Genomic DNA, 11,955 nt, shown 5'->3' on the forward strand with positions numbered 1-11,955 from the left:
CCGGCCGGGGCCGCACGCCGCCCAGCCACCTACGCGGCCCAGTCACCGGCCCCGTCCCACCACGGGCGTGGCCGCGAACCGCGCGAACCCAGCCACCGGCCTTCAGCGCGGACCCGCCATGTGCCGGACCCGTCGGTCCTCACCATCGGTGATGGCACGCGGGCATGCCACCCCCGCGGCACCCGGGAAGATCGCTGTTTGAGGAACGAAAGTGCAGTCACGCTTCACGTTCGTTCCTCAGACGTCGATCTTGACGTCACCACGTGGGGCGGACCGGGGGCGGCCCGCTTTCAGGGCCGCCGCCGTCTCGACGACGCGGCGGGCCTGGTGCCGTGCGGCCTCCAGCGTGACCTCGCCGGGCGGGCCGTCGCCGGCGACGTGCGAGGTGCCGTACGGGTTGCCCGACCGGAACTGCACCGGGTCGGTGTAGCCGGGCGGCACGATGATGCCGCCCCAGTGGTGGAACGTGTTGCCCAGCGCCAGGATCGTCGACTCCTGCCCGCCGTGCGCGGTGTTCGACGCCGTGAACGCCGAGTACACCTTGTCGGCGAGCCGGCCCTGGAACCACAGGGCACCGGTCCCCTCCATGAACGTGCGGAGCTGGCTGGCCGGATTGCCGAAGCGGGTCGGGGTGCCGAAGAGCACCGCGTCGGCCCACACCAGGTCGTCGAGCGTGGCCTCGGCGACGTCGGCGGTGTCGTGGACGTGCCGCGCCCACTCCGGTCTGGCGTCGATCGCCTCGCGGGGCGCCAGCTCCCTGACCTTGCGCAGCCGCACCTCGGCGCCGGCCTTGTCGGCGCCCTCCCCGGCCGCCCGCGCGAGTGCGTGGACGGTGCCGGTGGCGCTGTAGTAGATGATCGCGACCTTCACGGGTTCCATGGCCGGTACGACGACGTACGGGTCCGTACCGTCAGGCCTGACATCGCGGTGCCCCGCATCGTCGGAAGGGGGTGGACCACATCCTGAGCGAGCGGCGTCACCTCATCAACGTGGCGTACCGGCTGCTCGGCTCCCTCGCCGACGCCGAGGACGTCGTGCAGGAGACCTACGCCCGCTGGTACGCCCAGCCGGCCGGGAAGCGCGACGCGGTCGCGTCGCCCGGTGCCTGGCTGACGACGGTCGCCAGCCGCATCTGCCTCGACCTGCTCGGCTCGGCCCGCGTGCGGCGCGAGCGCTACGTCGGCGAGTGGATCCCCGAGCCGGTGCCCGACCAGGGTCCGGTCGACCCGGCCGACCGCGTGACGCTCGACGAGTCGGTGAGCATGGCGTTCCTCGTGATGCTGGAGTCGATGACCCCCGCCGAGCGGGTCGCGTTCATCCTCCACGACGTGTTCCGGTACGGGTTCGCCGACGTGGCCGAGATCGTCGGGCGCACGCCGGCCGCGTGCCGCCAGCTCGCCTCGTCGGCCCGCCGGCGCGTCCGGTCCGTCGGGGAGCCGCCGACGCCGACCCGGGAGCGCGCCGCGGTCGTCCGGGAGTTCAAGCAGGCGTGGCAGGCGCGCGACATCGCCGCGCTGATCGCGGTGCTCGACCCCGCGGTCACCGCGACCGGCGACGGCGGCGGCCTGGTGACCGCGGTGCTGCGGCCGGTCGTCGGCAGCGCGGAGGTGGCGCGCGTGTTCGCCGACCTCGCCGGGCGGGCCACCGGCCTGACGCTGCTGGAGCGGACGGTCAACGGCCAGCCGGGGCTGGTCGCCCAGCAGGACGGAGTGACGGTGACGGTGATCGCGTTCGACATCGTCGGCGGGCGGATCCGCGACATCTGGGCGGTACGCAACCCGGAGAAGCTGCGCCCGTGGACCGTGTAGGGCGTGTCCGGTGGATCCTTGCCGGCCTGCGGCGGACTCAGACGGCGCCCGGCGGCGTTGGAGCTTCACCCGGATACAACACCGGTATCCGGGCAAAGCTCCGCCTTGCCGGATCGCCGTCTGAGCCTCGCCTCGGCTCGACAAGATCCACCGGACACGCCCTAGGCCCGTCGGGCACGCAGCACGGTGTCGTGGGTGTGGTGGTTGGTCGACGCCGTCCGCGGCCGGGTCTCGTCCACCAGCACGGTCCAGCCGTCGTCGAGCAGGCCGGCGACCTCGTGCGGCTGGTAGTAGTCGGTCGGGTCGATGCCGAGCTCGGCGGGCGGCGGCAGGTCGGCCAGGTCGTGGCCGACGAAGAGGAGCGTCCCGCCGGGCGCCACCGCGTCGATCAGGCCGCGCACGGCGGCGTGGTCGCGCCGGCGCGGCAGCGGAAAGTAGTGGACCGAGACCAGGTCGAACGGGCCGCGGGGCGCCGGCGCCGCGGTGAGGTCCGCCAGCACCCACTCGACGCGGTCGGCGGTGTCCGGGTCGGCGTCGGCGGCCCGCCGCAGGGCGACCCGTGAGATGTCGACGGCCGTGACCCGCCAGCCGCGCCGGGCCAGCCAGTGCGTGTCGGCGCCCTCGCCGCAGCCGACGTCGAGCGCCCGGCCCGGCGGCAGATCGGCCACCTCGGTGACGAGCACGCCGTTGGGCGCCCCGCTGAACAACTGGTGGTGACCGGCGTAGCGCTCGTCCCAGAACTGTGCGTCCATCGGCTCACCTTGGCTCTCGCCGAGCCTGTCAGCAAACCTTGTTGCCGGAACGGCAAGGTGTGGCGACGGTGATGCATACTGGGAGGCATGTGGTGCGCACCCGTCTCCCCGTCGCCGGCCCAGCCGGCCATGGGTGCCGTGCCCCACCTCCCCGGCCGTCGCTGACGTCGCGGGCCGGCGTTCCCATCCCCGTCGGTGGCATTCCGCTGCCCGCGGCGCGCACAGTCGCCGTCCCGGACACCCTGCCGTGCGCCCTTCCCCGCGTCCCGCGAAAGGGCTCCTTCGTCATGTCCACAGTGGTTGTCGAGATCCGGCCGGGTGAGGGCGGCGACGACGCCGTCGCGTTCGCCACCGAGCTCACCGATGCCGTCTCCGCTCACGCCCGCCGCCACGGCTGCCGGGCCACCGTCCGCACCGGCCGGACCATCACCGTGACCGTCACCGGTCGACACGCCGCCGGCCTGCGCCTGCACGACCTCACCGGTACGCACCGCATCCAGCGGATCCCGCGTAACGACCGGGCCGGCCGGCGGCACACGTCCACCGCCACGGTCGCCGTCCTCGACGCGGTCGCGACGGTCGGCCCGGGCCTGTCCCGCGACGACGTCGACATCGACGTGTACAGCGGTTCCGGTCCGGGCGGTCAGCACCGCAACAAGACCGAGCAGTGCGCGCGGCTGACGCACCGGCCCACCGGGCTGGTCGTGGTGGCCACCGCGTCACGCAGCCAGCGGCAGAACATCGAGGCGGCGTTCGCCGAACTGGAGCGCCGGCTGGGCGCCGCCGCGGTCGAGGCCGCCGAGGCCGACCGCAACCGGGTGCGTCGCACCCAGATCGCCACGGGTGAGCGTCCCCAGAAGCAGTGGACCTGGAACGACCAGCGCGCCGAGGTCGTCGACCACTCGACGGGCGCCCGCTACCCGATGGCGGCGTTCCGCCGCGGCCGCTTCGACCTCCGCTGATTGCGCGGGGTGAGCCGCGGCAGCGGCACGGATCCGTCGGCCAGCAACGCGACCACGCGTTCGGCGTGAACGGTGAGCGGCTCGGGGTCGACCGTCGAGCGGGCCTGGTCCAGGGCCAGCTGCGCGACCATCAGCACCGTCTGCGCGGCCACCCGGACGTGCAGCGCGTCGGGGTCGACGCCGAGCCGCTCGGCGAGCGCCTGTTCGAGGATGGTCCGCTGGCGGTACCAGACGTCCCACACGCGGGCTCGGACGTTCGGGTTGCGGTCGATCTGCAGCCGGACCCGGGCGACCGTGTCGAGTTGCCCGTCGAGGTCGGCGAGCCAGCCGGCCAGGGCGTGGCCGAGCGCCTCCTCGACGGGTTCGCCGTCGGGCCGCGCCGCGAGGTGGTCGGACAGCGTGCGGGCGTCGAACGCGGGGTGCCGCAGCAGCGTGCTGTCCTTGGTCGGGAAGTACCGGTACAGCGTCGAGGTTCCGACGTCGGCGGCCGCGGCGATCTGCTCCATCGTGGTGGCCTCGTAGCCCTGCCGGTCGAACAGGTCCAGGGCCGCGTCGGCGATCGTGACCCGGGCGCGGCGGGCGTTCTGCTCACGGAGTCCCACCTCCGGAACCCTACCGGAGAAACCTGGTAGTCACTACCAACTTGGGTTATGGTCCCGACATGACCATCAGCACCTTCGCGCTGGCCGAGGCGCCCACCGGCAGCCAGCCGGACGACCTCGGCGACGCCGACTGGATCCCGGCCGTCGTGCCCGGCGGCGTGCACGAGTCGCTGCTCGCCGCCGGGCGCATCGAGCACCCCTACCACGACCGCAACGAGGAGTCGGTCCGCTGGATCGAGGAGCGTGACTGGTGGTACCGCGCCGGGTTCGACGGCCCCGGCGCGCTCGCCGACGACGAGCGCGTGCGGCTGGTCTTCCACGGCCTCGACACGGTCGCCGACGTGTGGCTCAACGGCACGCACCTCGGCCACCACGAGAACATGTTCCGCCCGTTCGAGGTCGACGTGACGTCCCTGCTGGCCGACGGCAACGAGGTCCTCGTCCGGTTCCGGCCGCCGCTCGCGGGTCTCACCGCGCCGGCGGCCGCGGTCGCGTTGAACGAGCGCATCGCGACGCTTTTCGCCACCGCGCCCGGCGACGGCGACGAGGCCGAGGTGGGGCTGCCCACCGAGCTGCCGCTCGCCACGCTCCGCCGCAAGGCGACGTTCTCCTGGGGCTGGGACTTCGGCCCGCGCGTCCCGTCGGTCGGCATCTGGCGGCCGGTCGAGCTGGTGCGCGAGCGGGGCGCCGCGATCACCGGTCACCACGTGCGCACCGACGCGCTCGACGGCACCGCGGCCGAGCTCACCGTCGCGGTCGAGGTCGACGCGTTTGGCCCGGTCGAGGGCCTGTCCGCGCGGGTCACCCTGGCCGGCCCGGCCGGCGGGTCGCAGGCGGTCACGGTCCCGATCGACGGGACCCGCGGGAGCGCGGCCCTGCGCGTCGACGACGCCGAGCTGTGGTGGACGCACGACCTCGGGACACCGACGCTCTACGACGTCCACATCGAACTGTCCGACGTGGACGGCCGGGTCCTCGACCGCCGCACCGACCGGGTGGGGCTGCGCACGATCGCGCTCGACCGGTCACCCGACCCGGAGGGCGGCCGGTACTTCCGCTTCCTCCTCAACGGGGTTCCGGTGTTCGCCCGCGGCGCCAACTGGATCCCGGCCGACATGCTCGTCGGGTCGGTCGACGAGGCGCGCTACCGCGAGCTGATCGGCCTCGCCCGCGCCGGCAACATGACGATGCTGCGGATCTGGGGCGGCGGCGTCTACGAGCACGACGCCTTCTACGCGGTGACCGACGAGCTCGGCATCCTCGTCTGGCACGACTTCATGTTCGCCTGCATCGACTACCCGAGCGCCGATCCCGACCTGCAACGCGAGGTCACCCTGGAGGCCGCGTACCAGGTGCGGCGGCTGCGCAACCGGGCCAGCATGGCGTTGTGGTGCGGCAACAACGAGGTCCAGATGGTGCACGGCTTCGCCTACCAGGGCTACGACGAGGGCGACTGGGGCTGGCACTTCTTCCATCGGATCCTGCCGGAGGCGGTCGCCCGCCACGACGGCGGCGTGCCGTACTGGCCGGGCAGCCCGTGGGGCGAGGACCCGGCGGAGGGCTGGATGGCGGCCAACGGCGTGCGCGACGGCGACCGGCACGCGTGGGAGGTCTGGCACGGGTTCGACTTCGGCGCGGGCGGCGGTCCGTACACCGATCCCGGCCAGGCGCGTCACCACCGTAGGTACGCCAACGACCGCGGCAAGTTCATCAGCGAGTTCGGCATCCACGCGTCGCCGGAACTGTCCACACTGGAGCGCTGGATCCCGGCGGAGTCGCTGTCGATCCACAGTGGATCGTTCGACGCCCACAACAAGGACAACCCGAAGAACAAGGGCGACGCGGTCCTCGAGATCGTCACCGGCCTGCCCACGACGATGCGGGAGTACGTCGACGTCACGATGGCCGCGCAGGCAGAGGGGCTCAAGTTCGGCATCGAGCACTACCGCCGTCGGCAGCCGCACTGCGGCGGCACGCTCGTGTGGCAGTTCAACGACGTGTGGCCGGGCTTCAGCTGGTCGGTCGTCGACTACGACGCCGTCCCGAAGGCCAGCTTCTTCGCGCTGCGCCGCACGTTCGCCCCGGTGGTGGCGACGTTCGCGGAGACCGCCGCCGCGCTGGAGCTGTGGGTCAGCAACAGCACTCCGCGGCCGGTGTCGACCACCGCGGTCGTCACGTTCACCGACGCCGACGGCACGGAACTGTCCACACTGGACGTTCCCGTGACGCTGGCGGCCGGCGAGTCGAGGTCGGTGTGGGCACGTTCGGAGCGGCTGCCCACCGGTCACTGGGTGTGGGTCCACAGCACCGACGACGCCTTCCCCCGCAACCGCCTCTTCGGCGGCGAGGTGAAGGACCTGCGCCTGAGCCGGGAGGCTCCACGGTGGACGTTCGACCCGACCACGGCGACCGTCACCATCGATGCGGCCACGCTGACCTACCAGGCCCGCGTGACCGCCGCTCCCGGCGTCCGCTACAGCGACAACTACGTCGACCTGCGCCCCGGCGGGCGGGCGACCGTGGTCCTGGACAACCTCCCGAAGGACTTCGACCCGGGGACCATCACCGTGCGCGCCTACGGAACCCCCTGATGGGACCGGCGGCGGCCCGCGAGGGGTGGGCCGCCGCCGGTGGTCTCCTTCGGCCGGGTGTCAACCGGAGTTGTCGATCATCGAGCTGATCTCCGGGTAGATCAGGTTGATCTTCACGCCCTGGTTGTTGTTCGGGCAGGAGCCCAGGTGGTGCAGGGCGATCACGCGGTGCGACGACCCGGCCAGCACCGGCGACCCGGAGTTGCCGCCGGAGGTGTCGCAGTTGTAGGCGATGTTGACGCCGCGGTTCGGGTTCGCGACCGTGCAGAACGGCGCGCTCTGCGCACTGTCGAAGATGGACAGTCGCTTCGGCCGGGCGTCACCGTGGCCCGGGATGTAGATCCGCTCACCGGTCACTGCGGCGCGCACGTCGAGGAACAGCGTGCCGAAGCGCTCGATCGTGGCGAAGTTGTTCACCGAGAACAGGGTGTAGTCCAGCGAGGCGTTGGTGCGCAGCAGCTGGGCACCGCTCACCTTGACGCCCGCGCCCGGGTTGTTGCCGCCGCAGGTGGCGCACTCGTACGCGAACTGCACCTCCATCGACTGCACGGCGGCGGCCGTCGCGACGCAGTGGTTGTTGGTCAGCGCGCGGTTCGTGCGTCCGACCCGCCAGGCGGTGCAGAAGCCGCTGCCGTTGCGCAGCAGGCGGGCCACGGCGTTCGAGCGGGCGAACTCGGTCGGGTGGCTGGTGCGGTAGCAGACCACGTCGCGGCGGGCGTCGGTGCCGCAGACCGCGGTGGTGACGATGGTCCGGTCGGCGACCTCGGCCTCGGTGAAGCCGCGCCAGAACCGGTCGATGCGGGCGCCGAACCCGCGCCGGTCCAGGCTGGCCGCCGACGCCGTGTTCGTCGAGGCCCGGTGCAGCGTCACGACCGCGGTCTGGCCGTCGACCGACATCGCGGCGAAGCCGCTGCTGCGGTGGACGGTGTACCCGCTGTCGGCGGCGCCGGCCACCGTCCGCGTCGGGTCGGCCGAGTACGTGTGCACCTCGCGGCCGGTCGGGTCGGAGACGGTCACGTGGTCGCCGGGCGCGAGCCGCAGCGAGGCGAAGTGCACCTTGACGTACGTCGCGCCGGGGTGGGTGACCTCGACCTTCGGCCGGCGGTAGCTGAGCGTCAGGGCGGTGGTCAGCTCCTCGCCGGCCGGGGCACCGCGGAAGTCCGACTCGTCGACCAGGGCCCGACCGGTGTCGGCCTCCAGGGGTGGTGCCGCTGTCGCGTTCGCGGCGCCGAGGGGCACCGCGAGCATGGCCGCGAGCGCCGTCGCGGCCGCTGATCGGAGCAGCCGTCGGTGGGTGGGGTGCACGGTCGCCTCCCGCTTTCTCGTGGAATGGCAACACGGTAAAGCGGCGGGAGGTCTAGATATTCACATCAATCAATCACTGGGCCGGGCGGTATGACCGGTCCGGAACGGCGTCCCGCCGTCCCGGGTCAGGGGAAACTCAGCCGCGGCCGGGAGCCCGTAGAAGATCGACGTAACGGTCGAGGTACCGATCGAGAATCGGGTCGATGTCGTGCACCGCCTGATCGGCGAGCCAGTCGAAGACCTGCCGGTACATGCGCGCGTCGGCCCTGCCGTGCGACTCGAGGCCGGTGTTGAACAGGTCGACCGTCACGGTCTTCTCGTCGAAGAGCTGGAAGCCGTGCATCGGCGGAACACGCCACAACGCATCCGCGGGAATGATCGCCAGAGACACATTGTCCTGCCGGGCGACCTGACGCAGCCGGTGGATCTGGGACGGCATCTCGTCGGAGGGACAGATCCGGTTACCCAACGCCGTCTCCGACAGGATGAACCGGAACGACTTGCCCTCGTCGGCGAGCACCTCCTGGCGCCGCATCCGGGCCGAGACAGCCTCTGCCACCGACGGGCCGGCCGCGGGTTCGGCGTCGAGCAGAATGAGTTCCTGAAAGGTCGACAACACCGCGCGCGCGTAGCCACTTGTCTGCAGGAGCCCGCAGATCACGGCCGGTTCGAACTGTCGCAGCGTCGCGGCGTCGGACTCCCAGTGGGCCACGCCCCGCTGCTTGCTCGCCAGCGGAGTGGGAAACGGTCGCCAGTCCGTCATCCGGTTGTGCGCCCGTTCGGCGAGCTCCACGAGCCGGCGGATCTCATCGTCCTCCGCGCCCAGCTCCCGGGCGATCCGGCCGACGTCCTCCGGGTCGGGAAAGCCCACCCCGTTCTCGAGACGGGAGATCTTCGGCTGGCTCATGCCGACCCGCTTGGCGAGTTCCGCCCCGCTGAGCTTTCTCGAGCGGCGCATCGTCGCCAGAATGCGGCCGACCGGCCCGTCCGTGCCGGAGGAAGTGTCGGGGTTTTCCACGGACATCGCCTCCTCCGGCGCGGATCACGTGGTCAGTTGACGGCTTTGGCGACCTGACTCAGCAGATCGACCGGGATCTCTACGAGCAGTTCACCGTCCGGCAGGTCGATACCCGCCTGCGCGGCGGAGACGGCATAGCCCTGGACAACCAACGTTCCGCGATCACTTTCGTAAATGGTCGGGCATCCGGAGTTCGCACATGCCTTCGCAAGCATTCGGAGACCGAGTTCCGACCCTCGCGGTGAGCCGGGCTCGAGATCCTCATGGGTGTCAGCGTAATCGCTCATCGCGCGATTATTCACAAACGGGCGAATGCGCGTGCGCCAACCGCGATTTACGAAACAGAAAGGTGACCCCGCGACTTCTGTCGGATGACCGCACACCAGAACCACGGCGACACCTGGCAGGGAGAACATTGGCAGTATGCGAGGTGGCGGTCCGTCCCTCTTTGCGAAGAATTGGCTCCATCTGAATGATGCATTTCACCGTGAATGATGATCACGGATAGTGAATTCCACGCCGGTCGAATTGATGAGGCGGCAGGGGGACACCGCCCGACCGACGGTGGAGCCAAGGGGGGTTCACCATGATGCCGACGGCCCGAAAACAGAGCCGGATCGAGGTTCCATCCGCGGAGGTCGCCTTTCTCACCGCACTCGGACTGGAGTACCAGGCCGTCCGCGACCTGGTCACGGCGCCCGAACCGTGCCAGCACGCCGGCGGCACCCTGTTCGAGGTCGGCCGGCTGAACGGCGGCGGCTGCCGGGTCGCCATGGTCAGGACCGGGCAGGGCAACACCGCCAGCGCGTTGATCGCCGAGCGTGCGATCGCCATGTTCCAGCCGCAGGCGCTCCTGTTCGTCGGCGTCGCCGGTGCGCTCAACGACGAGATCGACCTCGGCGACGTCGTGGTGGCGACCAAGGTGTACGCGTTCCACGGTGGCAAGGACGACCGCGACGGCTTCCTCGCCCGGCCGCAGACCTGGAACGCCCCGCACGAGCTGGAGCAGCTCGCCGGCTACATCGCGCAGACCATGAGCTGGACCGACGAGGCTCCGGCCGTGCACCTGAAGCCCGTCGCCGCCGGCGAGGTCCTCCTCGACTCACTGGCGGGCCCTGTAGTCGAGCTGATCCGGCGCCACTACAACGACGCCGTCGCCATCGACATGGAGAGTGGCGGAGCCGCGCTCGCCGGTCACCTCAACCATTCGCTGCCGGTGCTGAGCATCCGCGGGATCAGCGACCACGCCAACGGCGGGAAGCGGTCGGCGGACCGGTCGGGCTGGCAGCGCGTCGCCGCGCGCAACGCGGCGGAGTTCGCGGTCGCGCTGGCGAGCCACCTCGTCCACGACCACGCTCCCTAGCCGACCGCGCGTGGCCCCCGTTGCTACGCGCGTTCGACGGTGCGCAGGCCGTGGGTGGGTGTCCACCAGTCGACGACGAGCATGGTGGCCTTCTCGTTCAGGTGCGTGTGCACGACCTCGGTGATGTCGGCGTGGAAGCGGTCGCCCTCCGGGCCTGCCGTGGTCGGCCCGGCGGCGACAGCGCGGCCGGCGATCTTCGCCTCACCCGGCCAGTCGGCCTCGCCGCCCTCGGCCGGGTCGACGGTGGAGCTGTGCAGCGCGAACCGCGGGTCGCGGCGGAGGTCGGCGCCCTTGCGCGCGGCGGGCATCGAGCCGAAGACGAGCTCGCCGTCCTCGAAGACCGTCTCGATGCCGGAGATCCGGGGCGAGCCGTCGGCCCGCAGGGTGGCCAGCGTCTTGTGCCGGTGGGCCTCGAACAGCGCGCGGACGCGCGCCGCGAACTCGGGTTCCGCCGCTTCGAAGTCCCGCCACGCCGTCATGCGCCGATGATTCCACCGATCGCCCCGACCCGGGAACCCCGGACCGGCCGGCGTGTCACCGGCCCGAGGTTTCGTTCGCGCCGGTGCGGGCAGGCGCAGGTGATGAGCGCCGAGCTGAACCACACCGCCGAGCACACCGCCGACCCGGAGGCGCGGGCGAAGGTCACCGAGCTGATCCGCGGCGGACGGATCTGCATGTTCACGACGATGACCGCCGACGGCCGGCACGTGAGCCGCCCGATGGGCCTGCAGGAGGTCGAATTCGACGGCGACCTGTGGTTCTTCTCCTACGACGACAGTCCCAAGATCGACGAGATCCGCACCCACCCGCAGGTGAACGTCGCCTTCGGCACCAAGAACAACGCCTGGGTGTCGGTCTCGGGTACGGCCGAGGTCGTCCACGACCGCGCGAAGGCCGAGGAGCTGTGGAGCGCGCCGCTGAAGGCGTGGTTCCCCGAGGGCCTCGACACCCCCGGCCTGACGCTGATCCGCGTGCACGCCGACTCGGCCGAGTACTGGGACGCCCCGCACGGCAAGGTCGTGACGCTCATCCAGTACGCCGCGTCGGTGGCCCTGCACCGCAACCCGCCGATCGGCGAGAACAAGGTCGTCGACCTCTAGCTCCACCCGTAGCCGGCGCGGAGGGCGCCGCTGACGGTGTCGAAGCGGCGCTTGTCCAGCACCGCCCCCTCGCGGCGGATGCTGTCGTCGGGCATCTTCAGGACGCGGTCGAGCCGCAGCCAGCTGGGACGGTTGTCGCGGTCCCAGGAGCCGGCGCCGAGCGCGAGCCAGTGCGGCTGGCCGTCGCGGTCGGACTGGCTCGACAGCATCAGCCCGAACACGGTCGCCCCGGAACGGCCGACGATGAGCACCGGACGGTCCTTGCCCTGGCTCGGGTCGTCCTCGTACGGGACCCACGTCCAGACGATCTCGCCGGGGTCGGCCCGCCCGTTCGCGTCCGGCGAGTACGACAGCGGCCCGCGTTGCAGCGCGCGCACCTGACGCCGGCCCGCGGGCCGCGCCGCACCGGGTGGCCCACCCCGACCGATCAGACGCCTCAGCAGTCCCGCCATGA

The 11,955-nt window shown here is 71.6% G+C and carries 13 protein-coding genes; 5 read left to right on the forward strand and 8 right to left on the reverse strand.

What is annotated here, in order from left to right; genetic code table 11:
- Window positions 1–237 precede the first annotated feature (237 nt).
- A complete protein-coding gene (gene wrbA / locus Voc01_RS44505) occupies window positions 238–879 on the reverse strand; it encodes an NAD(P)H:quinone oxidoreductase (protein ID WP_203933806.1) in 642 nt (213 codons plus the stop codon).
- Between the two features lie 71 nt (window positions 880–950).
- Between wrbA and sigJ the strand changes: the two genes are divergently transcribed.
- Entirely contained in the window at window positions 951–1,808 is an 858-nt protein-coding gene (gene sigJ / locus Voc01_RS44510) for an RNA polymerase sigma factor SigJ (protein ID WP_239160930.1), read from the forward strand.
- A 161-nt stretch (window positions 1,809–1,969) separates the two neighbouring features.
- On the opposite strand, the gene Voc01_RS44515 is transcribed toward sigJ, so the two are convergent.
- On the reverse strand, window positions 1,970–2,560 hold the full coding sequence (locus tag Voc01_RS44515; RefSeq protein WP_203933807.1) for a class I SAM-dependent methyltransferase: 591 nt from the start codon (window positions 2,558–2,560) through the stop codon (window positions 1,970–1,972).
- A gap of 287 nt (window positions 2,561–2,847) precedes the next feature.
- Between Voc01_RS44515 and Voc01_RS44520 the strand changes: the two genes are divergently transcribed.
- The gene (locus Voc01_RS44520; RefSeq protein ID WP_203933808.1) at window positions 2,848–3,522 is read left to right on the forward strand and encodes a peptide chain release factor-like protein; all 675 of its coding nucleotides are present in this window, start codon (window positions 2,848–2,850) and stop codon (window positions 3,520–3,522) included.
- Here Voc01_RS44520 and Voc01_RS44525 read toward each other — a convergent pair.
- On the reverse strand, window positions 3,477–4,124 hold the full coding sequence (locus tag Voc01_RS44525) for a TetR/AcrR family transcriptional regulator (protein WP_203933809.1): 648 nt from the start codon (window positions 4,122–4,124) through the stop codon (window positions 3,477–3,479). The two genes, Voc01_RS44520 and Voc01_RS44525, sit on opposite strands and share 46 nt — an antisense overlap.
- A gap of 59 nt (window positions 4,125–4,183) precedes the next feature.
- Between Voc01_RS44525 and Voc01_RS44530 the strand changes: the two genes are divergently transcribed.
- Window positions 4,184–6,715: a glycoside hydrolase family 2 protein gene (locus tag Voc01_RS44530; protein ID WP_203933810.1), complete on the forward strand. Its 2,532-nt coding sequence runs from the start codon at window positions 4,184–4,186 to the stop codon at window positions 6,713–6,715.
- A gap of 60 nt (window positions 6,716–6,775) precedes the next feature.
- Here Voc01_RS44530 and Voc01_RS44535 read toward each other — a convergent pair whose 3' ends face one another.
- The 3 genes from Voc01_RS44535 to Voc01_RS44545 form a co-directional block, all read right to left on the reverse strand.
- Window positions 6,776–8,020, reverse strand: a complete 1,245-nt coding sequence (locus tag Voc01_RS44535; RefSeq protein WP_239160931.1) for a trypsin-like serine peptidase — start codon at window positions 8,018–8,020, stop codon at window positions 6,776–6,778.
- 136 nt (window positions 8,021–8,156) lie between these two features.
- Window positions 8,157–9,044 carry a helix-turn-helix domain-containing protein gene (locus Voc01_RS44540; RefSeq protein ID WP_275423817.1) on the reverse strand — a complete coding sequence of 296 codons (888 nt, stop codon included), beginning with the start codon at window positions 9,042–9,044 and terminating at the stop codon, window positions 8,157–8,159.
- 26 nt (window positions 9,045–9,070) lie between these two features.
- Window positions 9,071–9,325 (reverse strand): hypothetical protein, encoded by a 255-nt coding sequence (locus tag Voc01_RS44545; RefSeq protein ID WP_239160932.1) that lies wholly within the window; start codon window positions 9,323–9,325, stop codon window positions 9,071–9,073.
- 299 nt (window positions 9,326–9,624) lie between these two features.
- On the opposite strand from Voc01_RS44545, the gene Voc01_RS44550 reads away from it, so the two are divergent.
- The gene (locus Voc01_RS44550) at window positions 9,625–10,401 is read left to right on the forward strand and encodes a 5'-methylthioadenosine/S-adenosylhomocysteine nucleosidase family protein (RefSeq protein ID WP_203933812.1); all 777 of its coding nucleotides are present in this window, start codon (window positions 9,625–9,627) and stop codon (window positions 10,399–10,401) included.
- 23 nt (window positions 10,402–10,424) lie between these two features.
- Here Voc01_RS44550 and Voc01_RS44555 read toward each other — a convergent pair whose 3' ends face one another.
- Window positions 10,425–10,880, reverse strand: coding sequence for a pyridoxamine 5'-phosphate oxidase family protein (locus tag Voc01_RS44555; protein WP_203933813.1), 456 nt, complete (start codon window positions 10,878–10,880; stop codon window positions 10,425–10,427).
- Window positions 10,881–10,982: 102 nt separating this feature from the next.
- Between Voc01_RS44555 and Voc01_RS44560 the strand changes: the two genes are divergently transcribed.
- The gene (locus Voc01_RS44560) at window positions 10,983–11,501 is read left to right on the forward strand and encodes a pyridoxamine 5'-phosphate oxidase family protein (RefSeq protein ID WP_203933814.1); all 519 of its coding nucleotides are present in this window, start codon (window positions 10,983–10,985) and stop codon (window positions 11,499–11,501) included.
- Here Voc01_RS44560 and Voc01_RS44565 read toward each other — a convergent pair.
- Complete coding sequence (locus Voc01_RS44565; protein WP_203933815.1) at window positions 11,498–11,953, reverse strand: type II toxin-antitoxin system PemK/MazF family toxin; 456 nt, start codon at window positions 11,951–11,953, stop codon at window positions 11,498–11,500. The two genes, Voc01_RS44560 and Voc01_RS44565, sit on opposite strands and share 4 nt — an antisense overlap.
- Window positions 11,954–11,955 lie beyond the last annotated feature (2 nt).

It is taken from the genome of Virgisporangium ochraceum, assembly GCF_016863655.1.
In the GTDB taxonomy this organism is placed as follows: Bacteria; Actinomycetota; Actinomycetes; order Mycobacteriales; family Micromonosporaceae; genus Virgisporangium; species Virgisporangium ochraceum.